19 protein-coding genes and 1 pseudogene are annotated in these 22,220 nt (G+C 56.7%); 17 read left to right on the forward strand and 3 right to left on the reverse strand.

Annotation, left to right across the window (positions count from 1 at the left end; genetic code table 11):
- The first annotated feature begins 10 nt into the window (after window positions 1–10).
- The 9 genes from argG (at window position 11) to HMJ29_RS06140 (ending at window position 11,033) form a co-directional block, all read left to right on the forward strand.
- Complete coding sequence (gene argG / locus HMJ29_RS06100; protein ID WP_171590640.1) at window positions 11–1,198, forward strand: argininosuccinate synthase; 1,188 nt, start codon at window positions 11–13, stop codon at window positions 1,196–1,198.
- Complete coding sequence (gene argC / locus HMJ29_RS06105) at window positions 1,188–2,168, forward strand: N-acetyl-gamma-glutamyl-phosphate reductase (protein ID WP_171590641.1); 981 nt, start codon at window positions 1,188–1,190, stop codon at window positions 2,166–2,168. The genes argG and argC overlap by 11 nt, the downstream gene beginning before the upstream one ends.
- Window positions 2,169–2,222: 54 nt before the next feature.
- The gene (locus tag HMJ29_RS06110; RefSeq protein WP_171590642.1) at window positions 2,223–2,627 is read left to right on the forward strand and encodes an Imm50 family immunity protein; all 405 of its coding nucleotides are present in this window, start codon (window positions 2,223–2,225) and stop codon (window positions 2,625–2,627) included.
- A gap of 72 nt (window positions 2,628–2,699) precedes the next feature.
- Entirely contained in the window at window positions 2,700–3,839 is a 1,140-nt protein-coding gene (locus HMJ29_RS06115; RefSeq protein ID WP_171590643.1) for an aspartate aminotransferase family protein, read from the forward strand.
- Between the two features lie 525 nt (window positions 3,840–4,364).
- A complete protein-coding gene (carA, locus tag HMJ29_RS06120; protein WP_171590644.1) occupies window positions 4,365–5,450 on the forward strand; it encodes a glutamine-hydrolyzing carbamoyl-phosphate synthase small subunit in 1,086 nt (361 codons plus the stop codon).
- A 94-nt stretch (window positions 5,451–5,544) separates the two neighbouring features.
- Window positions 5,545–5,817: a hypothetical protein gene (locus tag HMJ29_RS06125; protein WP_171590645.1), complete on the forward strand. Its 273-nt coding sequence runs from the start codon at window positions 5,545–5,547 to the stop codon at window positions 5,815–5,817.
- A 64-nt stretch (window positions 5,818–5,881) separates the two neighbouring features.
- Window positions 5,882–6,250 carry a hypothetical protein gene (locus HMJ29_RS06130; RefSeq protein WP_171590646.1) on the forward strand — a complete coding sequence of 123 codons (369 nt, stop codon included), beginning with the start codon at window positions 5,882–5,884 and terminating at the stop codon, window positions 6,248–6,250.
- A gap of 96 nt (window positions 6,251–6,346) precedes the next feature.
- A complete protein-coding gene (gene carB, locus HMJ29_RS06135; RefSeq protein WP_171590647.1) occupies window positions 6,347–9,577 on the forward strand; it encodes a carbamoyl-phosphate synthase (glutamine-hydrolyzing) large subunit in 3,231 nt (1,076 codons plus the stop codon).
- Window positions 9,578–10,088: 511 nt separating this feature from the next.
- Window positions 10,089–11,033 (forward strand): N-acetylornithine carbamoyltransferase, encoded by a 945-nt coding sequence (locus tag HMJ29_RS06140; RefSeq protein WP_171590648.1) that lies wholly within the window; start codon window positions 10,089–10,091, stop codon window positions 11,031–11,033.
- 72 nt (window positions 11,034–11,105) lie between these two features.
- Here the strand turns inward: HMJ29_RS06140 and HMJ29_RS06145 are convergent, their stop codons facing one another.
- Both HMJ29_RS06145 and HMJ29_RS06150 read right to left on the reverse strand, forming a co-directional pair.
- A complete protein-coding gene (locus HMJ29_RS06145) occupies window positions 11,106–11,636 on the reverse strand; it encodes a hypothetical protein (protein WP_171590649.1) in 531 nt (176 codons plus the stop codon).
- Window positions 11,637–11,820: 184 nt separating this feature from the next.
- Complete coding sequence (locus HMJ29_RS06150; protein ID WP_171590650.1) at window positions 11,821–13,029, reverse strand: homogentisate 1,2-dioxygenase; 1,209 nt, start codon at window positions 13,027–13,029, stop codon at window positions 11,821–11,823.
- Window positions 13,030–13,246: 217 nt separating this feature from the next.
- Here HMJ29_RS06150 and HMJ29_RS06155 point away from each other — a divergent pair, with 217 nt between their 5' ends.
- Window positions 13,247–14,251 (forward strand): transglutaminase-like domain-containing protein, encoded by a 1,005-nt coding sequence (locus HMJ29_RS06155; RefSeq protein WP_171590651.1) that lies wholly within the window; start codon window positions 13,247–13,249, stop codon window positions 14,249–14,251.
- Between the two features lie 85 nt (window positions 14,252–14,336).
- Here the strand turns inward: HMJ29_RS06155 and HMJ29_RS06160 are convergent, their stop codons facing one another.
- Window positions 14,337–16,019 (reverse strand): S41 family peptidase, encoded by a 1,683-nt coding sequence (locus tag HMJ29_RS06160; RefSeq protein WP_171590652.1) that lies wholly within the window; start codon window positions 16,017–16,019, stop codon window positions 14,337–14,339.
- Between the two features lie 252 nt (window positions 16,020–16,271).
- Between HMJ29_RS06160 and HMJ29_RS20605 the strand changes: the two genes are divergently transcribed.
- The 7 genes and pseudogenes from HMJ29_RS20605 (at window position 16,272) to HMJ29_RS06190 (ending at window position 22,197) form a co-directional block, all read left to right on the forward strand.
- Window positions 16,272–16,394: a hypothetical protein gene (locus HMJ29_RS20605; protein WP_262922206.1), complete on the forward strand. Its 123-nt coding sequence runs from the start codon at window positions 16,272–16,274 to the stop codon at window positions 16,392–16,394.
- 47 nt (window positions 16,395–16,441) lie between these two features.
- Window positions 16,442–16,852 carry a Holliday junction resolvase RuvX gene (gene ruvX / locus HMJ29_RS06165; RefSeq protein ID WP_171590653.1) on the forward strand — a complete coding sequence of 137 codons (411 nt, stop codon included), beginning with the start codon at window positions 16,442–16,444 and terminating at the stop codon, window positions 16,850–16,852.
- Window positions 16,849–17,448, forward strand: coding sequence for a peptide deformylase (gene def / locus HMJ29_RS06170; RefSeq protein WP_171590654.1), 600 nt, complete (start codon window positions 16,849–16,851; stop codon window positions 17,446–17,448). Before ruvX ends, def begins: the two co-directional genes overlap by 4 nt.
- 99 nt (window positions 17,449–17,547) lie before the next feature.
- Window positions 17,548–18,297, forward strand: a complete 750-nt coding sequence (locus HMJ29_RS06175) for a DUF4241 domain-containing protein (protein ID WP_171590655.1) — start codon at window positions 17,548–17,550, stop codon at window positions 18,295–18,297.
- A 48-nt stretch (window positions 18,298–18,345) separates the two neighbouring features.
- The gene (locus HMJ29_RS06180; protein ID WP_253805666.1) at window positions 18,346–19,299 is read left to right on the forward strand and encodes a zinc dependent phospholipase C family protein; all 954 of its coding nucleotides are present in this window, start codon (window positions 18,346–18,348) and stop codon (window positions 19,297–19,299) included.
- 98 nt (window positions 19,300–19,397) lie between these two features.
- Window positions 19,398–19,658 (forward strand): annotated as a pseudogene (locus HMJ29_RS06185) (DMT family protein); the annotation flags it as partial.
- Window positions 19,659–19,860: 202 nt separating this feature from the next.
- The gene (locus tag HMJ29_RS06190; RefSeq protein WP_171590657.1) at window positions 19,861–22,197 is read left to right on the forward strand and encodes a patatin-like phospholipase family protein; all 2,337 of its coding nucleotides are present in this window, start codon (window positions 19,861–19,863) and stop codon (window positions 22,195–22,197) included.
- Window positions 22,198–22,220 lie beyond the last annotated feature (23 nt).

The following is a 22,220-nucleotide window of genomic DNA, read 5'->3' on the forward strand; positions in this document are numbered from 1 at the left end:
TTTTTATTTAATGAAAAAGGTAGTTTTAGCCTACAGCGGCGGCCTGGATACGTCCTTCTGCGTTGTGTATCTGACCCGCGAGCTGGGTCTGGAAGTGCACACCGTCATCGTCAACTCCGGCGGCTTTTCTGAGGAAGAGCTGGCCGCCATCGAGAAGCGCGCCTATGAGTTGGGCTCCTCGAAGCATGAAGTAATCGACGTGACCCAGCGTTTCTACCAGGACTGCCTGCGCTACCTCATTTTTGGCAACATCCTCAAAAACGACACTTACCCATTGAGTGTCAGTGCGGAGCGGATGTTCCAGAGCTTGGCCCTGGCGGAGTACGCCCGGGAGCACAAGGCCGACTACATTGCCCACGGCAGCACCGGCGCCGGCAACGACCAAGTGCGTTTCGACGTGGCTTTCTCGGTTATTGCGCCCAACACCGAAATCATCACGCCCATCCGCGACCTGAAACTGTCGCGCCAGGCTGAGATTGAATTTCTGAACCAGCACGGCTTCGAGATGAGCTGGGAAAAGGCCAAATACTCCATCAACAAGGGTATTTGGGGCACCAGCGTGGGCGGCGTAGAAACTCTCACCTCGCACCAGGCCCTACCCGAGTCAGCATACCCTACCCAACTCACCGCCAACGAGCCAACCACGGTGGAAATCACCTTCGCCAAAGGTGAGCCCGTGGCGCTGATTGGCAAGTCGATGAACCCGGTGGAGCTGATTCAGGAGCTCAACGACCTGGGGGGCCGCTACGCCATTGGCCGCGACACCCACGTGGGCGACACGATTCTGGGTATCAAAGGCCGCGTAGGCTTCGAGGCGCCTGCACCGCTGATTCTGCTGAAAGCCCACCACTTGCTGGAGAAGCATACCTCCAGCCGCTGGCAGCTGCTGCACAAGGACTACATCGCTAACTGGTACGGCACCTTGCTGCACGAGGCTCAGTACCTCGACCCCGTGATGCGCGATATGGAGGCTTTCCTCACGTCGTCGCAGGAGCGGGTATCGGGCAAGGTGTTTGTGACCTTAAAGCCCTACCAGTTCGAGCTGCAGGGTGTTGAGTCGAAGTACGACATGATGCGCTCCAAAGTGGCCACCTACGGCGAGGAAAACGACGCTTGGGATGGCCGCGACGCCAAGGGCTTCATCAAAATCTTCAGCAACCAGCTGCGGATTCATAGCTCGTTCAACGATGAAAATTAAGGTTGGCATCGTAGGCGGCGCTGGCTACACGGCCGGTGAGCTGCTCCGCATTCTGCTACACCACGAGTACACGGAGCTAGGTGCCATCGTCAGCTCCTCCAACGCCGGCAACCCCATCTACCAGGTCCACGACGACCTAGTGGGTGAAACGGACCTGGTGTTTGCCTCGGAGCTGGACGGTGATGAAGACGTAGTATTTCTGTGCCTAGGCCACGGTAACTCCAAGGCGTGGCTCGAGAAACACGAGCTGCCCGAAACCACCCACATCATCGACCTCAGTAACGATTTCCGCCTGGAAGCCGACGCCGAGTTTGAAGGCCGGGAGTTTGTGTACGGGTTGCCCGAGCTGAACCGAAACCGCATCCAGCAGGCACAGAGCATTGCCAACCCCGGTTGCTTTGCTACGGCTATTCAGCTGGCGTTGCTGCCGCTGGCGCAGGCCGGCAAGCTGACGGATGATGTGCACGTATCGGCCATTACCGGCAGTACGGGTGCGGGCCAGAGCTTGTCGGAGACGGTGCACTTCTCGTGGCGCACCAACAACGTGTCCATCTACAAGCCCTTCACCCATCAGCACCTCGGCGAAATAGGGGAAAGTTTGGCGCAGCTGCAACCGCAGTTGGATAGTGCCATGCACTTCATCCCGTACCGCGGCAACTTCTCGCGGGGCATCTTCGCCAGCGTTTATACGCCGTCGGATTTGACCCAAGAGGAAGCGCGAGAGCTGTACCAGAAATTCTACGCCGATGCGCCGTTCACCACGGTATCGGACAAGGAAATTCACTTAAAGCAGGTAGTCAACACCAACAAATGCCTGCTGCACGTGCAGAAATTCGGCAAGCAGCTGCTCATCACCTCGGTTATCGACAACCTGGTGAAAGGCGCTTCGGGCCAGGCCGTGCAGAACATGAACCTGATATTCGGTTTGCCAGAAACGACAGGCCTAGGACTGAAAGCAGGGCTGTTTTAACCCATCAGAACGTCATGCTGAGCTTGTCGAAGCATCTCTACCGAACGATAATCCATGTCGGCAATTGAAAATCCCGTCATCAACCGAATAATTAATTCTGAGCTTGTAGTTCAATATTTTGGGTACTGGCCGAATTTTCATGATGCCACACTTGAAAGAATGAATTTTGAAATTCACTCTTTCGAAAGCACGATTACGTTTCTAATTGAAACAGCTGAATTCGTAAACGAGCTTGATGAAAAGGGACACTACAAGCAGTTCAAGCCCTGTAGTATAGAACTGCAATTTCAAAATGTGAAAGACACATTCCTCACATTTGACCATGTTCCTGTTCTTTTCAGCGTTGACTTCGAGGAAGTCGGTGACGCAATAGGTTGTTCGTTTTCTTCTTCCGCTGGCTCTCATACTATAGTAGCCAAACAAGTAACAGTGTTTGGCTTAACCTCAACGAAGCAGTAGAGATGCTTCGACTCCGCTCCGCTGCGCTCAGCATGACATTGTCATATTAACTACGCTCTGACACCACCAATCATGGAGCTTTTCAACGTGTACCCGCTCGTCAACATCACGCCAGTAAAGGCGCTGGGGGCGAAACTTTGGGACGATAAAGGCCAGGAATTCCTGGATTTCTACGGCGGCCACGCCGTTATTTCCATCGGTCACAGCCACCCGCACTACGTGCAGCGCCTCACCGAGCAGCTGCAGAACATCGGCTTCTACTCTAATTCGGTGCAGATCCCGATTCAGGCGCAGCTAGCCCAGAAGCTAGGCCAGGTGTCGGGCTACGAGGACTACTCGTTGTTCTTGTGCAACTCCGGGGCTGAGGCCAATGAAAATGCCCTGAAACTGGCGTCTTTTCACACTGGCAAAAAACGCGTGGTGGCCTTCAAAGGTGCTTTTCACGGCCGTACCTCCGGGGCCGTAGCCGCAACTGATAACCCGAAAATTGTGGCGCCCTTCAACGCCGACCACGCCATTTCCTTCGTGGAGTATGACTTGGCGGCGGTGGAGCAGGTACTGCAAGGCGGCGACGTTTGCGCGGCCATCATTGAGCCAATTCAGGGCGTCGGCGGCATCATCATGCCTTCCGATGAGTTCCTGACTGGCCTAGCCGCGCTGTGCAAGCAGTACGGTGCCCTACTGATTGCCGACGAGGTGCAGAGTGGCTACGGCCGCAGCGGCAAGTTCTTTGCTCACCAGCACGCTGGCATCCGCCCCGATGTCATTTCGGTAGCAAAAGGCATGGGCAACGGCTTCCCCATCGGCGGCATCCTGATTGCTCCGGAGCTGAAGGCATCCTATGGTTTGCTAGGCACCACGTTCGGGGGCAACCACCTTGCTTGCGCTGCCGCTCTGGCGGTGCTAGAAGTCATTGAGCAGGAAGACTTGCTGAACCACGCCACTGAGCTAGGCCACTACCTCCGCTCGGAGCTGGAAGCCAATGCGGGTGCCGAGGAAATCCGCGGCCGGGGCCTGATGGTGGGTATCAAGTACGACTTCCCTATTAAGGATGTGCGCGACAAGCTGCTGACTGAGCATCACATCTTCGTAGGCAATGCCTCCGACCCCACGGTGCTCCGTTTGCTGCCTCCGCTCAACATCACTAAGGCCGAAGTTGACCGGTTCCTGCAGGCACTGTACACACTTATTCCGGCCGAGGTGAAAAAGTAAGCGACTTGTGGCCTAACTTGCAGCCCCAATGAGTAGCACGATGAGGTTTACGAGCCAGGCTCCCCTTCTGATTAGCTGCACGCTGCCATTGGCCACACTTGCGCAGCAACCGGCTGGTTCTTTCCGTGAAAGAACGGCCTCCCACTTTTTCTTTCAGCAGTCGTGCCCGCCAAACTTCCCGATGCCTGACATCTGGGAGTGGCAGGGTGCGGGACCGATTGAACTACCTTCTCTCGCTTCCGTTTGGCTTAAGTCCTCGTTCGGCTGGAATAGACCTCTAATATTTGGTTCTGTTCCAGCCGAAATCGTATCCGGGCCGTCCCGAAAACTGACTGAGACTACTCCGCGCCTTCGCAAAACGCCCAGCGCCGAATCGTCGCATTCCCTTCCATGGCAAGGTTCCGATCAGCATCGATTGGAATGATAGGTCTACCTGCCGCTTCCCCACCTCAATGAGCAAGGAGGCAGCGTGCCTGAATACTGCAGAAAATAAATAATAGAGTAAACCCTTTTTCGCAAAACAGAGTGGAAAACGCTAAATCGGTGAAGCTGGTGCTCGAAGACGGCACTGAAATCGAGGGTACTTCTTTCGGCGCCTTTACCTCCGCTGCGGGCGAGGTGGTGTTTAGCACAGCCATGACCGGCTACCCCGAAAACCTAACGGATCCGTCCTTCGCCGGTCAGATTCTGGTGCTGACTTACCCGATGGTGGGTAACTACGGCGTGCCAGGCGAAGAACTGTACGAGTCAATTTCCAAGATTTTCGAATCGGACAAGATTCACATTGCCGGTCTGGTAGTGAATTACTACTCCGAGGAGCACAGCCACTGGAACGCGGCCAAGAGCCTCGGCGACTGGCTCAAGGAGTACAACATCCCCGGCATCTTTGGGGTGGATACGCGCATGCTCACCAAAATCCTGCGGGAGAAAGGTGCTATGCTGGGCAAGATTGTGGCCGAGCAGGATGTAGAGCTGCACGACCCCAACCAGGACAACCTGGTAGCCCAGGTGAGCCCCACCGAGGTGAAGCACTACGGCACCGGTCAGCACAAGATTGTACTAGTCGACTGTGGCACCAAAACCAACATCATCCGCTGCTTCCTGCAGCGCGACGTGGAGCTGATCCGCGTGCCCTGGGACTACGACTTCACCAAGCTCGACTACGACGGTCTGTTCCTCAGCAACGGCCCCGGCGACCCGAAGATGTGCACCGCCACCATCCAGCACCTGCAAACCGCGCTAGGCCAGGACAAGCCCATCTTCGGCATCTGCCTGGGCTCCCAGCTCATGGGTCTAGCCGCGGGCGGCGACACGTTTAAGCTGAAGTACGGCCACCGCAGCCACAACCAGCCGGTGCTGCTCACGGGCACCAAGCGCAGCTACATCACCAGCCAGAACCACGGCTTCGCGGTAGACACTAACACGCTGCCCGCCGAGTGGGAAATGTTGTTCGAGAACCTGAACGACGGCACCTGCGAAGGCATCAAGCACAAGACCAAGCCGTTCTTCTCCACCCAGTTTCACCCCGAAGCCGCCGGTGGCCCCGAGGACACGGAGTACCTGTTCGACGACTTCCTGAAAGCCGTGGCCGAGCACAAAGCATCGAAGTAGAGTGGCCTAGCACATCAGCCCTCTAGACCGTCATGCTGAGCTTGTCGAAGCATCTCTACCGCTTCGTCGCTAAATATCAAAAAGACCTGACCGGATGCGCCAAGCCGATTTGCCCGAACAGTGGAAAATTAAATTGCGAGACTACCTGACTGCGAAGGGGAGTAGCAGTGAGATGCTAGGTACTACTGATTTCCCAACTGATAGCGTAGTGCGCATCCTATTTGAAGACGACTCAAAAGTTGAATTCAAATATGCTTTCGCTATAGAAGCTCCTGAACTCAAAGAAGTAGCTGTTTTTACTGAACATTGCGGCCACCATTTATTTCAGTTGTACGACGGGATAAACTTGGTAATGGAGAAGCGGTAGAGATGCTTCGACAAGCTCAGCATGACGGCCAGTTATCCACCACTCATCCCAACGCACCACTTTCATGCAAGAAAAAGGTAGAGGTTTTCCGAATTGGGGATATGTGTTGTTGGGCGCTTTGGCTTTCGCAGGGTTCTATTTCATCAAGAACATGGGGCAGCGAACAATTTTGAAAGCAGTGCTGGGTGAGCCAGCTGATTTGATTAACAAGGCCATGAGTTCGGCCCGGGTTTCGTCTCGAATAACCAGTAGAACGGGAAGAATAACCGCCAAGAACTTCAAGCTGGAGAAGCTTGGTGCTAAAAAGGATTCGCTCTCCTTCCGGTTCTTCCTGGATGGGGAGCGTGCTGACGCCACCGTCCGGCTCTGGATGGCCAAGCGCCCGTCCGGCGACTGGGAGATAATAAAAAGCGACACCGTCTTTACCGAATAGAAAATTTGCCCTGCATGTGCCAGTAGGTTGCGGCAGGGGTTGCCCGACTGCCTTTTAACATGACCGCACCAGCGGCCTGTTACCCTAACCCTTAGAATGGAAAAACCACAGAAAGTTCTCATCCTCGGTTCCGGCGCGCTGAAAATTGGCGAGGCCGGTGAGTTCGATTACTCCGGCTCCCAGGCCCTTAAGGCGATGAAAGAGGAAGGCATCCGCACCATCCTCATCAACCCCAACATCGCCACCGTGCAAACGTCGGACAACATTGCCGACGACGTGTACTTCCTGCCCGTGACGCCCTACTTCGTGGAGGAAGTCATCAAGAAGGAAAAGCCCGATGGCATTCTGGTGGCGTTTGGTGGCCAGACGGCCCTGAACTGCGCCGTCGCGCTGTTCCGCGGCGGGGTGTTTGAGAAGTACAACGTGAAGGTGCTGGGCACGCCCGTGCAGAGCATCATCGACACCGAGGACCGGGACATATTCAAGGAGAAGCTCGATCAGATTGGGGTGCTCTCAGCCCGCAGCGTGGCCGTGACGACCATGGAAGACGCGTTGGCCGCAGCCGAGAAAATCGGTTTCCCCATCATTGTGCGGGCGGCGTTTGCGCTGGGTGGCCTAGGCAGTGGTTTCGCCAATAACATGGACGAGCTGCGGGCCTTAGTGCAGAAATCCTTCACGACTTCGGACCAGATTCTGGTGGAAGAGTCGTTGAAAGGATGGAAGGAAGTGGAGTACGAAGTAGTGCGCGACCAGTATGACAACTGCATCACGGTCTGCAACATGGAGAACTTCGACCCCATCGGTATTCACACTGGGGAGAGCATTGTGGTGGCCCCCTCGCAGACGTTGAGCAACCGCGAGTACCACAAGCTGCGCAGCATCGGCATCAAGACCATCCGCCACCTCGGCATTGTGGGCGAGTGCAACATTCAGTACGCCCTCGACCCCGTGTCGGAGGACTACCGCGTAATTGAGGTGAATGCCCGTTTGTCGCGCTCATCAGCGCTGGCCTCTAAGGCTACGGGTTACCCGCTGGCCTTTGTGGCGGCTAAGCTGAGCCTGGGCTACTCGCTCTCGGAGTTGAAAAACAGCGTAACGCAGACCACGTCGGCCTTCTTTGAGCCTGCTCTAGACTACGTGGTGGTGAAGCTGCCGCGCTGGGACCTGGCCAAGTTTGAGGGCGTGAACCGGCAGATTGGCTCGGCTATGAAGAGCGTGGGCGAGGTAATGGCCATCGGCAAATCCTTTGAGGAAGCCATTCAGAAAGGCCTGCGCATGCTGGACACCGGCAAGCGTGGCTTCGTGGCCAACAAGCCCGAGCAGGTTGACAACGCCACCATTGATAAGCTGCTGAGCGAGCCAAACGAGGAGCGCATCTTCGCCATCAACCTGGCATTTGAGGCCGGTTACACCCTGGAGCAAGTGCATGATCTGACCAAGATTGACCACTGGTTCCTGCAGCGCCTCTACACCATTTTCGAGCTGAGCAATAAGCTGGCTGCCCACCGTGGCAGTGGCCTAGGCGCCCTGGAAACTGGCCTACTGCGCGAAGCCAAGAAAGCCGGTTTCTCTGACCAGCAGATTGCAGTGAAGCTGCTAGGCGAAGGCGACGTGAAAGCAGACGAGCTGCTGGTGCGGGCCCATCGCAAGGCCCTTGGCGTGCTGCCAGTTATCAAACAGATTGACACGCTGGCGGCCGAATTCCCGGCCAAAACCAACTACCTCTACAGCACCTACCACGGCACCGAAAATGACCTAGAGCCGGAAACCAGCAAGTCTATTGCGGTGCTGGGCTCAGGCGTGTACCGTATCGGTAGCTCTGTGGAGTTCGACTGGTGCGGCGTGAATGCCGTGCAAACGGCCGCCGAAGAGGGCTACAAAACCATCATCATCAACTACAACCCCGAAACCGTCAGCACCGATTACGACGTATCGGACCGGCTGTATTTTGAGGAATTGAGCTTTGAGCGGGTGATGGATATTCTAGAGTTTGAGCAGCCGGAGGGTGTGATTCTCTCCACCGGCGGCCAAATTCCCAACAACCTCGCCACCCGCCTCGCCGACGCCAAAGCCCCCATCCTGGGTACGGCTCCGGCCCGCATCGACGAGGCCGAAAACCGCCACAAGTTCTCGAGCATCATGGATGAGTTGGGCATTGCTCAGCCCCGCTGGAAGGAGTTGACCTCCCTCGACGCCATGTTCGAGTTTGTGGGCGAGGTAGGCTACCCCGTATTGATCCGTCCGAGCTACGTGCTATCGGGCGCGGCTATGAACGTGGTTTCCAACGCGTTTGAGATGCAGGCGTTCCTGAAAGCTGCCGTCGAAGTAAGCGCCGAGTACCCTGTGGTGGTATCGGAGTTTATTCAGGAAGCGAAGGAAATTGAGTTGGACGCGGTAGCAGACAAGGGCGAAATCGTGAGCTATGCCATTTCGGAGCACGTGGAGTTTGCGGGTGTGCACTCCGGCGACGCTACCATGTACTATCCGCCCCAAAAGGTGTACGTGCGCACCATTCGGAGGCTGAAAATCATTGCCGAGAAGATTGCCAAGCGCTACGAAATCAGCGGGCCGTTCAACATTCAGTTCCTGGAGAAAGCCGGCGAAATTCGGGTGATTGAGTGCAACATCCGCGCTTCGCGCAGCTACCCCTTCGTGTCGAAAGTATCGGGCAACAACTTGATTAAGAAGGCCACGCAGGTGCTGCTGGGCAAGAAAGTGACGCGCGACGAGAGCGAGCGGGTGTATGACCTACCCTTCGTGGGCGTGAAAGCGCCCCAGTTCTCCTTCACCCGCCTGCCCGGCGCCGACCCGGTGTTGCGCGTGGACATGGTGAGCACCGGCGAAGTAGGCTGCCTCGGCGACACCGCCGACGAAGCCCTGCTGAAGTCGATGCTGAGCGTGGGCTACAAGATTCCGCAGAAGTCGGTGCTGATTTCCGGTGGTCCCATCAAGTCGAAAGTAGCGTTGCTCTCGGCCACGGAGCTGCTCGTTAAGAAGGGCTACACCATCTACGCTACCCAGGGTACGCACCGGTTCTTCGCCGAAAACGGCATCCCCAGCAGCCTGCTCTTCTGGCCCGATGATTACCAGGAGCCCAACGTGCTGACTTACCTGAAGGAGAAGAAGATTGACCTGGTCATCAACATCCCCAAGAACCTCTCTAAGGGCGAGTTGGACAACGACTACAAAATCCGCCGCACGGCTATCGACTTCGGCATCCCGCTGCTCACCAACGCCCGCCTAGCCAAAGCCTTCATCCAAGCCTTCTGCCGCCTGGAAATGAAGGACCTGAAGATCAAGAGCTGGAACGAGTATAAGGCGATGTAAGAGTAAGCGTAACAAAAAGAAACGTCATGCTTGGCTATGCTCAGCATGACGTTTCTTTTTGATTTTGTGAATCCTAGATGAACAAGCGCAAGAAGGTAACTCCTGCTAAATCAGGAAAGGTTTATAACCGCATAATGGCGGTAGTTATATCAGTATTAATTATTCTATGCGTGCATTCTTCTTTTAATAAGAAGCAGAAAATGTTGAATTACTCTATTACACAGGGCAAAGTCATTTGGCTTGGCACTCCATCAGGCATTAGAGTAGGCCCAAAACAAGTAGAATGCAGGTACTACGTCAATGGCAAACCTCATCAACAAACATTTGAAAGGAAACTAGATCAATTGAAGCTTGGCGACTGTCTCGAAATAAAATACAGTCAGATAGATCCGGACGCATCCGAAGTTAATTATGAAAAAGGGCCGTTTACTTGTCAGACTAAATAGTCAACCTTAAGGCCATTACCCTCACTACCAAATCACAGTGTGCCACTGTGACCAAGCATTCTCCAATGAAAAACTTCACCTCCTTCGCCGATGCGGGCGACTATAAAGCGCTGTTGCAGCAAGCCCTGGAAATCAAGGCGAATCCGTACGGGTACCAGCACATTGGCAAGAACAAGACCGTCGGGCTGATTTTTTTCAACCCCAGCCTGCGTACCCGGCTTAGCTCGGTGAAGGCGGCCTACAACCTGGGCGCACAAGCCTGGGTGCTCAACGCTGGTGCTGATTCCTGGACGCTGGAAATGGCCGATGGCGCGGTAATGAACGGCGGCACGCAGGAGCACATCAAGGAAGCTATTGCCGTGATGAGCCAGTACTGCGACGTGCTGGGCGTGCGCACCTTCCCCACGCTCAAGGACCGGGAGGCCGACTACAGCGAGGAAGTATTCAACAAGATTTTAAAGTACGCCACGGTACCGGTTATCAGCTTGGAAAGCGCCACGCTGCACCCACTGCAGTCGTTTGCCGACCTGATTACGGTAGCGGAAACCAAGCAGAAGGAGCGGGTGAAAGTGGTGCTGACCTGGGCCCCACACGTACGCGCCCTGCCCCAGTGCGTACCCAACTCGTTCTGCGACTGGTTCTCGGAAGTAGACTGGGTGGACTTTGTGATAACGCACCCCGAAGGCTACGAACTGGACCCCAAGTTCACGAAAGGAGCCCGGATTGAGTACGACCAGAAGAAGGCCCTGGAAGGTGCCGACTTTGTGCAGGCCAAGAACTGGAGCAGCTATAAAGACTACGGCCAGGTCATCAGCAATGACCCTAGCTGGATGCTGACGCCCGAGCACATGGCTGGCACCCACGACGCCAAGTTCCTGCACTGCCTGCCCGTGCGCCGCAACGTGGAGGTGTCGGATGCTATTCTGGACTCTCCCAACTCCCTGGTAATTCAGGAAGCAGGTAACCGGGTGTTCTCCATGCAAACCGTACTGCACGAACTGTTGAAGTAACAGATATACTGAATTAAAAAAGAGAGCCCCTGGCCTAGGCCAGGGGCTCTCTTTTTGCTACCTATAACTGGCCTACAGCGGGTCGGCGGTTACTTTGAAGCGCGAGTCAGCGCGGATAGTGATGTCCTTGCTGATGGCTTTGCGGATGCGGGCTTCGGTGGAGAGCGTGTAGCTGCTAGCCTTAATATACTTGTCGAGCTTCTCGGTGGTGGCGTTAAGTTGGATGGTGTTGACACCCATGGGCACGTTATCCATGGAGGCCAGCAGAATCCGGTCGTTACCGTCGGTGCTGATGTAGAGGCTGATGCTACTCAGGAAGTCAAAGTTCTCGGAACTGGGGTCGGTAACGGTGAGCGTGAGGCGGTCGAGCTTCACATCCTTTACCAGGTTGGCGCTGGTGTTTTCGTTCTTGAACTTCTCGTCGGAGCGGGTAGGAACGGTAAGGGGCGAAACGGGTGTAACCACGTTTACCGGGAAGCCGCTGGCAATTTTAACTGACTGCGAGTCTTCGATGTAGAAGGTCAGCAGCTTATCAAGTTTGTCGCAGCTAGACACAAAAGCCAGCAGGACCAAGAGGGGAGCTAGAAAGAGGACTTTTTTCATGTTTGTTGCAGTTTGAGCGGAAGTTACGCAATCCACTTCAACTCAGATTCAACATCTACCTTAAGTCCTGCATAACCTCTTAAAACTATTATTCCGAGCAAATCCTGAATTTCGGAATGGCCGCTAGACCTCTCCCTGATTCTCGAATCTGCTCGGAATAATATGCTACTGGCCTAGGCTGCCATTAATCCATCATGTCGGCGGAACGGGGCGGGTCGGGCACGAAGCCGGGCTGCCAACTCATGGGGTAGCGGCCGTCCACGTACGGCAGGGCGGCTTCGGTGAGGTAGAGCGGGCGGAATGTGTCCACCATAACGGCTAGCTCATGAGTTTCTTTTTTGCCGATGCTGGCCTCTACGGTACCGGGGTGCGGGCCGTGCGGAATGCCGCTGGGGTGCCAGGTAAACGAAGCCAGATCCACACCCTTGCGCGACATGAAGTTGCCGGCCACGTAATACAGCACCTCGTCGGAGTCGACGTTGGAATGATTGTAAGGTGCCGGAATGCTCAGCGGGTGATAATCAAAGAGACGCGGCACGAAGGAACAGATGACGAAGTTGTGGCCCTCGAAGTGCTGGTGCACGGGTGGTGGCTGGTGCAGGCGGCCCGTAATCGGCTCAAAGTCATGAATGCTGGTGGCATAGGGATAGAAGTAGCCGTCCCAGCCCACCACATCAAACGGTGAGTGGCCATAGGTGAGCGTGTGCAGCAGGCCATCTTTCTTGATCTTCACCACATACTCGCCCGACTCCCGCTCGTCACCTTCCACCAACTCATGCGGAGGCCGAATGTCCCGCTCGCAGTAGGGCGAGTGCTCCAGCAGCTGCCCGAAGTGGTTGCGGTAGCGGCGGCACGTCTCCACGGGGCTAAATGACTCGATGATGAGCAGGCGCACGGGGCCTTCCTCGAAGTGCAGCTGGTGAATGATAGTGCGCGGAATGATAACGTAGTCGCCGGGCTCAAACTTCACCTTGCCCAGCTGGCTCCACAACTCGCCACGGCCTTCATGCACGAAGATAACCTCATCGGCCAAGGCGTTTTTGTAGTAGTACTCCATGCGCCGCTCCGTGGGGTTGCAGATGCTGAGCGTCACGTCGGCGTTGCCGAGCATGGTTTGGCGGGCTTGCAGGTAGTCGCCGCCGGTGGTGGTTTGGGCTAAGGTGCGCAGATGAGCGGGCTCTAGGGGCCGGTCTTTGAGCAGCTTGGGCGCAAACGGCTCCGGCTGGCCTACCGTCCTGATTTCGGTGGGCGGATGCTTGTGGTAGAGCAGCGACGAGACACCGTGGAAGCCCAGCGTGCCCACCAGCTGCTCCGAGTACAGGGAGCCATCGGGCTGGCGGAACTGGGTATGGCGCTTGCGCGGAATCTGGCCGAGGCGGTGGTAGAAAGCCATGGTGCAGAAATGAGTTGGGTGGGAAATACGGTGGGTAGGTAGGTTACGTGAAGGTAAGAAGGTTTGCGGGACCCCACCCCCAGCCCAGCGTGGGACTGGGGGGGGTGGGGTAAAGCTTGCAACCATTTGAATCTTATCATGGTTGAACCCTCACTCCTATAGTATCTTTGCGTTTTATTCCAGCCGCTTATTAGTCCTCTTGCCCGTGCCCTCTTCTATGTCCCGCTTGCTGCCGCTCTTGCTAACTGGCCTAGGCCTGTTATCCGTTGCCTCAGTGCCTAAACCAGCGGAGCCACGTACCCGCACGTTTAACTTCGAGTACACTGCTACGGTGCCCGCCCAGGGTGCTGGCGTGAAGGAGGTAGACCTGTGGCTACCCGTGCCGCACGATGACAAGTCGCAGGACATCCGGGACCTCAAAATCACGGCACCCGTAGCCTACGAGGTAAAAACCAGCTCTTATGGCAACCGTGTGTTACACGTGCACGCCACGGGCGCGGCACTGCAGGGCTTCACAGTGAGCATGAAGCTGCAGGCTACGCGCCGGGAGCACCTTAACCCTACGCTGACGGGCCAGCCCGTGTCGCGCAAAGAACTGGCCCCCGCCGACCCCAACATGAACCGCTGGCTAGCCCCGGATAGTCTCGTGCCCTTAGACCCCAAAATCCGGCTGTGGGCGCACGAGGTCATCACGAAAGCCAACGCCAAAACTGATCTGGAAAAAGCCAAGGCCATTTATGAGCACGTAGTAAATACCGTGACCTACGACAAGACCGGCCAGGGCTGGGGCCGCGGCGACATCTACTACGCCTGCGACGCCCGCCGCGGCAACTGCACTGATTTTCACGCTGTGTTCATTGGCTACTGCCGGGCAGTGGGCATTCCGGCGCGCTTCAGCATTGGCTTCCCGCTGCCACCTGAGCGCGGCACTGCCGAGGTGAAAGGCTACCACTGCTGGGCCGAGTTTTACACCAAGGAAACCGGCTGGGTACCCGTTGATGCCTCCGAGGCAGCCAAGAACCCCGCCAAACGCGCCTACTTCTTCGGGGCCCACGACGAAAACCGCTTGGAGTTTACCCGGGGCCGCGACTTGGTGCTAGCCCCGCGTCAGCATAGTGGGGCGCTCAACTACTTCATCTATCCTTACGCCGAAGCCGATGGCCAGCCGGTGAGTGGCCTACAGCAGCAGTTCCGGGTGCAAGACCTCGTAGCGGTTAAGTAAGGCTGCTATTTATAGCAAAAAGAAAGCGCCCGCAGCTACTAGCTGCGGGCGCTTTCTTTTTGGATTTAGGTGTTAGGTTGGTCGGTTATTTCATTGAAAGGCCTTGCATTAGGGTAGCGCGGCCGTCATGAATGACCTGCAGGGCCTGCTGCATCTCGGCGTCGTTCTGGTTCAGGACCTGGAAGTAGGCAGCTTTGCCATATGTAGTCCGGGCGATGAGAGCCTTGAGCTGGCTGCGCACCAGCGTGGCGCAGCGGCGCAGGCCTGCAGCATCGGCGGGTATACCATCCTGGGTGGCCATGCCTACCAGGCGCTGCAGCTGAATATCAGTAATACGGAAGCTTTGGTTGAACTGCTCGAAGCGCAGGCCTTCCAGCTCCGCTTTGTGGTCCTGCACGTAGTCGAGGGCATACTTGCGAATCAGGTTGTGGCTTTGCAGGCGGGTGTAGTATGCCGAGAAAGCCATGGTGTCGCGGGCCACAAACACATCGGGCATGATGCCGCCGCCGCCGTACACGGTGCGGCCGTGCGTGGTGCGGTAGCGCAGAGAATCGGCAAAGTGAATGCTGTCGGCGTGGAAGAACTCGCCGTGCTGCTGCCGGTTCACCAGGTCCTTTTCGTAGGCCTCTAGGCCACCCTGGTACGACTTCTGAATGCTGCGGCCTGAGGGCGTGTAGTAGCGGGCAATGGTGAGGCGCAGCTCTGAGCCATCATTAAGCGCAATAGGCTGCTGCACCAAGCCTTTTCCGAAGGTGCGGCGGCCTACCAGCAGAGCGCGGTCATGGTCTTGGAGGGCGCCGGCCAGTACCTCAGAAGCGGAGGCGCTGCCTTCATCTACCAGCACCACCAGCGGGCCCTGCTCAAACTCGCCGGCTACGCGGGAGTAAGTTTGGGAGTCATACTGGTCACCCTTACCATCGGTGTATACAATCTTCTTGGTGCCCCCGATAAACTCATCGGCCATTTTGGTGGCGCGGTCGAGGTAGCCGCCGGGGTTACCGCGCAAATCGAGAATGAGGTGGGTAAGCCCCTGCCGACGCAAATCACCGAGGGCAGCCTTAAACTCGTCGTAAGTACCACTAGCAAAGCGGCTTACCTTGATGTAGCCAGTCTGGTTATCCACCATGTAGGCCACGTCTACCGAGGAGTTTGGGATGCGGTTGCGCGTTACCTGCACGTTCATGGGCTTGGCCATGCCACGCCGCACAATCTGGAGCACCACGTTGCTGCCGCGGGGCCCGCGCAGCCGGTTAAACATCTGCTCAGTGGTGGTATGAATCCCGGACACCTTCTCGCCGGCCACCGCCAGAATTTTGTCGCCGGGTTGCAGCCCTGCTTGTTCAGCGGGCCCGCCGCTCACCGGCGACACCACCGTTACGGTGTCGTGGAAGATATTGAACTCCACTCCTACACCGTCAAAATCACTCTGCAGGAACGAAGAAGCCTGCTGCTGCTGCTTGGCCGGAATAAAGACGGAGTGCGGATCCAGGCGCTCCAGCATCCGGCTGATAGCGTAGTCCGAGAGCTCCTCGGCATTCACCGAGTCTACGTAGTCGCGGTCAACGTAGCTCAGAATTTCCTTGAACTTGAGGTAGCCCCGGGCGGTGCCATCGGGGTTTTGACTGGAAGGCCGAAAGGGGTTGGCCCCCAGCAATATTCCACAAGCCAACGCCAGAGCCAGCAGCAATGGCTGGCGCACCTGCCGCCGCGTATTTCGCGGGGCCGGCTCCGTCGCGGGTAGCGGCGAGACGTTCGGCTCGGTGTTCATAAGGCGTTGAGAAAGTAAATGTTGTTACTATGTGCGGCGGAAATGTAACAAATATGTATTCAAAACTATTGAAACTTTTCTAAGAAACACGTCATCTTTCAATAACAACCATAAACTTCAAATATCAGTGCAATTTTTTATTATTTAATACCAAAATGAGCCTATTTTAGATAGAAAATACAATTCTTAGCAACTTGATAGCCGATACACAAACAACACTTTTTTGTAACTATATCAAGGCAAACCCTTCTCATGAGCATCTTCATGGGGGCCCTACCACCTACGCAGCGCCTCTCGCCACAGATTTACCAGTACCAGGAGAGCACTGTCATCTTTCCGGCGCAGCGCCGTATCTTTGCCCCTTGGTTCGCTTAACTTCTTGGCGTACCGGACCTTTGCTTTTTCAAGTCAATTCTTTTGTGATGGGCCGAATTCTTGCCATCGACTACGGCAACAAGCGCGTGGGGCTGGCCGTAACGGACCCGCTTCAGCTGATTGCCACTCCCCTCGAAACCATTCATAGTCAGGATGTAGTGGCCTACCTGAAGGCATACCACCTGCGTGAGCCGCTGGAGGCGCTGGTGGTAGGCATGCCCCGCACCCTGAGCAACGAGGCCACCGACTCCACCAGCGCCGTAGTAGGCCTCATTCGGCGTTTGCGGCGGGAGTTTCCGGAGGTGCCCGTGCATGAGATTGACGAGCGGTTTACCTCCCGCATGGCACATGCTGCCATGCTGGCCGGGGGCCTAAGCAAAAAGGACCGCCGCGACAAAGCCACCGTAGACCGCGTAAGCGCTACTATCATTCTGCAATCTTTCCTCGAATCCCGATGATTTACCCTATTGTTGCCTTCGGCGACCCGGTGCTGAAAGCCCCGGCCAAACCCATAGCTTCTGACTTCTCCCCGGCTGAACTCAAGCAGCTGGTGCAGGACATGTACGACACCATGTACTACGCCCACGGTGTGGGCCTGGCCGCGCCCCAGGTGGGCAAGAGCATCCGGCTGTTTGTGATTGACTCTGAGCCCATGCTGGATGAAGACGAAGAAGGCAACCCTATTATCCCGGAGCCTACGGCGGCGCCCGTAAAGCGCGCCTTCATCAACCCCCAAATAGTAGAGGAAACCGGCGAGGAATGGGCCTTTGAGGAAGGGTGCCTGAGCATTCCCGGCATTCGGGAAACGGTGTACCGCAAGCCAGTGATTACGCTCCGCTACGAGGATGAAGAACGCCAGCAGCACGAGGAAACCTTCTCGGGCATGACGGCCCGCGTGATTCAGCACGAGTATGATCACCTGGAAGGCGTGCTGTTCACCGACTATGTATCGGGGCTGAAAAAGCAGCTGCTGAAGGGCAAGCTCAGCCGCATCAGCAAAGGCGACGTGAAGGCCGACTACCGGATGAAATTTGCCGGGCAGGGCCGCCGCTAGGCCAGGTAGCCGCAGTAGGTTTACAAAGCTGAGTAACCGTACTTTGTCTGGCGGTTACTCAGCTTTTTTTATAGGTCTATTTCTACCCACTCTATATCTATGCGACGACTGATTGGCGCTGCAGCCGTTTGGCTGGCGCTAGGGCTAGCGGGCTGTACTAAGCCAATAGAAGGCACTGTTTTATCGCCGGGGCGCATGACCCTGAACCGGCAGCCCTATCAGGTAACAGCCAAGCCGGAGATATTTGAATCCAGCTTTTTCCCCGATGCCCAGGTTGCGCAGGACAGCCTTACGTTTCGCTTTTACCGCAATTTCCTCGGCAACCTCCCAATTAACTCAGGAAGGGTTGTTGCCTGTGAGCCGCTGACGGGCGGGGCGCAAGCTTTTACTACCCTGTTTCCCAAGGGCCGCTTTCCGGTGGAGTTGACCGTGGCCCAATTCGGCGGCGACGAGCGGGTGGCCTTTGCCCGCATTCTTTTTTCAGAAGCGCCTGTGGTGAAGTGGGAGCCGGCCCTGCTGCCCGGCCAGCAACCGCTGCCTTTGTTTGGAGAAAAGTATTATGGCTACCCCGTAGATGGGGGCACAGGGCTGTTTATCGATGCCCACCGCCTACTCCCATTCACTACTTTTCTGCAAGATAATGCCGTTTGGGAGCAGCTATTTATCAAGAGCTTCCGGCTGGAAACATCTTCCCCGCTGCTAGGCCTGTTGTATGCCACCCCACGTGATACCGTTGCTACTTTCTCTACTGGCCTGGGCGATGGTACTTATGCTTCCTATGTGGGCCTAGATGCCCAAAACCGCCCCTGCCGGCTACTAACTGATTTTCAGCTTATTAACTGGCAATAGTTTATGTGCCTTAGCGTATAGGTAATGCAGTACTGGCGAGTATATATTATGTTGTGCGCGTATCTCGTGGCTGCTCAGCCAGCACGGGCCTGGGGGTTCTTTAGCCATAGGCTCATCAACCGGCTGGCGGTGTACACGCTGCCGCGGGAGATGATTGGGTTCTATAAAGCCAACATTGACTACCTCACCGACAACGCCACCCGCCCCGACTCCCGCCGCACGGTGGTGCCCGGCGAAGCCCCGCGCCACTTCCTCGACGTGGACGTGTACGGCGACTCCGCCGTGTACAAGCTGCCCCGCTCCTACGCCGATGCGGTGGCCCTGCTGGGCGAAGACTCTTTGCTGCGCCACGGTATAGTACCCTGGCAGGTGGTCCGCATGAAAGGCCAGCTGACGGAAGCCTTCCGGGCTCACGAAACCGACCGGATCCTGCACCTCTCCGCCGACCTAGGCCACTACATTGCCGATGCCTGCGTGCCGCTGCACGCCACCCACAACTACAACGGGCAGCTTACCAACCAGCGCGGTATTCATGCCCTCTGGGAAAGCCGCCTGCCGGAGCTGCTGAGCTCGGGCTACGACTTCTTTACCGGCCCCGCCCCCTACCTGGATAGGCCTACGGATGTTATCTGGGCCGCGGTGGGCCGCTCGGCGGCGGCCACCGACTCGGTGCTCCGCTTTGAGCGGGAACTGACCTTGAAATTCCCCGAAGACCGCAAGTATGGGTTTGAGCAGCGCGGCAACTTAACGGTGCGCGCCTACTCCCGCGACTTCGCCCGCGAGTACCACCAGCGCCTCAACGGGCAGGTAGAGCGGCAAATGCGACTGGCGCTGCGGCTGGTGGGTGCCTTCTGGTACACCGCATGGGTTGATGCCGGCCAGCCCGACCTAGATAAGCTGCCCCGCTCCCCCTCCAGAAGGGAACAGGAACGCCTGGCCCTTGAGGCCAAGCAAACGGCCGAGCCAACTACTAAAGCCCCCGTACCTGGCCACGAGGAATAGGAGCTACGCCACCGCCCGAGGCCGAAACGATTTATTATGGTTGCAGTAGATGCGCAAGCCCTGGCTCCGGCCGCTGGCGTATCTACTGCTTTTTATTCCTGCATTCCGTAATTCTGATTAGCTGGGGTCTGGCGCTTTTTGAGTATGTATTTCAAGTGCCTGCTAACCGTATGGGGTTTGAGGAGAACGGTGGCCCCTTCAACCTGTTTCAACTGAAGGTGATTCAGGAAGTAGTATCGCTGACGGTATTCACGCTGTGCGCCGTGTTTGTTTTCAAGACGGATAAACTGGCCTGGAACCACGTGGTCGGCTTTGTGTTGCTGGTGGCGGCCGTGTACGTAATATTCAAGAAATGGTAAGAGGGTGCAGCCTCGCAGAGTCCCTTGTTAGTGATGTTTGCATACCCACCCAAGTGTTGAGCTTTCTTGGCGGGTTGTTTACGTAAGCATTCACAGGAAATAGTAATTTTTGGCCCTGGCCAGGCAACCCCGCTGCTGCGTATGCGTACGGAAACGCGCCCCACTACAGGGGCTTTTCATGTTTCTGTTCTCCGCCCTGCGTATGTCAAAAAAATACTATTTTCTGCTGCTACTCTGTTTGTGGCTGCTGCACTTACCTACTACGCACGCACAAAAGGTGGGCCTGGTGCTTAGTGGGGGCGGCGCGAAGGGCCTGGCACACGTGGGGGTGCTGAAGGTGCTGGAGCAAAACCGCATCCCCATCGACTACATTGTGGGCACCAGCATGGGTGCCATTGTGGGCGGTATGTACGCGGCCGGCTACTCCCCCCAGGAAATTGAGGAAATTGTGCTGAAGCCGGAGTTTCAGAACTGGGTGGCCAACCGCCCCCTGGAGGGCAAGGTGTTCAACTTCTACGATGCCGACCCCTCCCCCGCTGCCCTGCATCTGGGCCTGGCCGTCGATTCAGCCTTCCGCACGCGCGTAACGCCGCGCATCATTAACGATGCCACCCTAAACTACGTGCTGGCCACTATGCTGGCTCCGGCCGGCGCCATCTCCAACTACAACTTTGATAACCTGTTTGTGCCTTACCGGGCCGTGGCCTCAGAGGTGTTTACTCGCCAGAAGGTTATTCAGCGCAGCGGCTCCCTTTCCGATGCCGTGCGTAACTCCATGGCCTTTCCGCTGGCCTTCCGCCCCATTCGGCAGGAAGATGGCCGCTACCTGTTTGATGGGGCCGTGGTAGACAATTTTCCTACCGGGGTTATCAAGAATGAGTTTAAGCCCGATATTATTATTGGGGTGAACGTGGGGGATGTGGCCTACAACAAATATCCTAAAGAGAAAGACGACCAGCTGCTTACCAGCACCTTGCTCTTCCTGGGTTCGAACGGGGCCGATACCACCTCCGTAGGACCCAACGGCATTTTTATTCAGCCAGACCTGACGGACTTCACGGCCGCTGATTTTGGACGGGTGCGCCGCCTGGTAGCCCTGGGGGAAAACGCAGCCAACGAGAAGCTCCCCCTTATGCTCAAGCGCATTCAGCGCCGGGAGGATACCGTGTCGTTGCAGCAGCGGCGGCGGGCGTTTCAGGAGCGGGCGCCCCGCCCCACGTTTACCAGCGTAACCGTGCAGGGCCTGCCGCGGCAGCAGCAGGAGTTTGTGCGCCGGTTCTTCCAGCGCAGTGGCTCTGCTTACTCCCCCAGCGACATTGAGGAGGGCTACTTCCGCTTGGTCAGCAACGACTTTTTTACCAACGTGTACCCCCGGGTGCGTTACTCTGAAGAGCAAAAGGGCTACGGGCTTCGCATTGATGCCCGCCAGGCCAATAACCTCACCGCCGACCTGGGTGTGCTGCTTTCGTCGCGCTCCATGAGCAACTTTTACCTGGGAGGGGCCTACCGCTACCTGAGCCGCTACCTGTATACGGTGCGCGCTAATGCCACCGTTGGCCGCTTTTACAATGCAGTGCAGGGAGCTTTTCGAGTGAGTGTGCCGGGTCAGATTCCACTCTACTTTGAGCCCATCGTTACCTTCAACAACCTTAATTACCAAGATACCGGCGGGCTGCTTGGGGAGAATGCCAAAACCAGCCAGCTGGTACAACGCGACCTAAAAACGGGTCTCACCGTTGGTATCAGCCCTAACTACCGCAGCCGATATATACTGGATATAGCCGCGTTTACCAACCGCGACCGGTTTGCCAACACCCAGGAGCTAAGTAGCACCGACGTACTGGACCTGAACCGCTTTCAGGGCATCACGGCGGGCGTCCGCTTTGAGCGCAACTCCCTCGACCGCCGCCAGTACTCCACCAAGGGCCGCCGGGTAGAATTTACCTTCCGGGGAGTGACGGGCCAGGAGAAATACAGTCCGGGCTCTACCGCGAATGGGGTGCTCGCCCGCACTAAAAACCAACAATGGGTGCGGGGCTCTATCTTTTCGGAGCAGTATTACTCGCTCAGCAAGAGCGACTCGGTAGGGGCTAAAACCAATGCCTGGGGCTATCTGGTTGATGCCGTAGCCAGCACGCAGGGTGCGTTTGCTACGTACCGTTCTTCCCTCACTACCTCCGCTGCTTTCCTGCCCCTGCCCGATTCTCGCACGCTGTTTCTGGATAATTACCGGGGTACAGCTTACGCCGCAGTTGGCTTGCGCTACGTCCGAGGCATCTTCCGGGGCCTGGAGTGGCGCACCGAAGGCTACGCGCACGTGCTGGTACGCCCCTGGAAAGAGGCCTACGACAACCCCGTGCTGGTGCGCCGCGCCAATAGTGTGAGCCGCCCCTACCTGACCCTCATGACGGGCCTGGTCTACCAGACCCCCGTGGGCCCTTTATCCGTGCAAGCCATTCACTACGACGACGACAACCACCGCTTCGGCGTATTTGCCCATATCGGGTACGTTCTCTTCCGCGAACGGTCACTGGAATAGGGGTGATGGCGTAATTATGAGAT

It is taken from the genome of Hymenobacter taeanensis, assembly GCF_013137895.1.
Lineage (GTDB): Bacteria > Bacteroidota > Bacteroidia > Cytophagales > Hymenobacteraceae > Hymenobacter > Hymenobacter taeanensis.

Excerpts from the sequence above, each read along its gene's own strand:
- argG (WP_171590640.1), top strand. The coding sequence starts at position 11 with ATGAAAAAGGTAGTTTTAGCCTACAGCGGCGGCCTGGATACGTCCTTC.
- argC (WP_171590641.1), top strand. The coding sequence starts at position 1,188 with ATGAAAATTAAGGTTGGCATCGTAGGCGGCGCTGGCTACACGGCCGGT.
- HMJ29_RS06110 (WP_171590642.1), top strand. The coding sequence starts at position 2,223 with ATGTCGGCAATTGAAAATCCCGTCATCAACCGAATAATTAATTCTGAG.
- HMJ29_RS06115 (WP_171590643.1), top strand. The coding sequence starts at position 2,700 with ATGGAGCTTTTCAACGTGTACCCGCTCGTCAACATCACGCCAGTAAAG.
- HMJ29_RS06125 (WP_171590645.1), top strand. The coding sequence starts at position 5,545 with ATGCGCCAAGCCGATTTGCCCGAACAGTGGAAAATTAAATTGCGAGAC.
- HMJ29_RS06130 (WP_171590646.1), top strand. The coding sequence starts at position 5,882 with ATGCAAGAAAAAGGTAGAGGTTTTCCGAATTGGGGATATGTGTTGTTG.
- carB (WP_171590647.1), top strand. The coding sequence starts at position 6,347 with ATGGAAAAACCACAGAAAGTTCTCATCCTCGGTTCCGGCGCGCTGAAA.
- HMJ29_RS06140 (WP_171590648.1), top strand. The coding sequence starts at position 10,089 with ATGAAAAACTTCACCTCCTTCGCCGATGCGGGCGACTATAAAGCGCTG.
- HMJ29_RS06145 (WP_171590649.1), bottom strand. The coding sequence starts at position 11,636 with ATGAAAAAAGTCCTCTTTCTAGCTCCCCTCTTGGTCCTGCTGGCTTTT.
- HMJ29_RS06150 (WP_171590650.1), bottom strand. The coding sequence starts at position 13,029 with ATGGCTTTCTACCACCGCCTCGGCCAGATTCCGCGCAAGCGCCATACC.
- HMJ29_RS06155 (WP_171590651.1), top strand. The coding sequence starts at position 13,247 with ATGTCCCGCTTGCTGCCGCTCTTGCTAACTGGCCTAGGCCTGTTATCC.
- HMJ29_RS06160 (WP_171590652.1), bottom strand. The coding sequence starts at position 16,019 with ATGAACACCGAGCCGAACGTCTCGCCGCTACCCGCGACGGAGCCGGCC.
- HMJ29_RS20605 (WP_262922206.1), top strand. The coding sequence starts at position 16,272 with ATGAGCATCTTCATGGGGGCCCTACCACCTACGCAGCGCCTCTCGCCA.
- ruvX (WP_171590653.1), top strand. The coding sequence starts at position 16,442 with ATGGGCCGAATTCTTGCCATCGACTACGGCAACAAGCGCGTGGGGCTG.
- def (WP_171590654.1), top strand. The coding sequence starts at position 16,849 with ATGATTTACCCTATTGTTGCCTTCGGCGACCCGGTGCTGAAAGCCCCG.
- HMJ29_RS06175 (WP_171590655.1), top strand. The coding sequence starts at position 17,548 with ATGCGACGACTGATTGGCGCTGCAGCCGTTTGGCTGGCGCTAGGGCTA.
- HMJ29_RS06180 (WP_253805666.1), top strand. The coding sequence starts at position 18,346 with ATGTTGTGCGCGTATCTCGTGGCTGCTCAGCCAGCACGGGCCTGGGGG.
- HMJ29_RS06190 (WP_171590657.1), top strand. The coding sequence starts at position 19,861 with ATGTCAAAAAAATACTATTTTCTGCTGCTACTCTGTTTGTGGCTGCTG.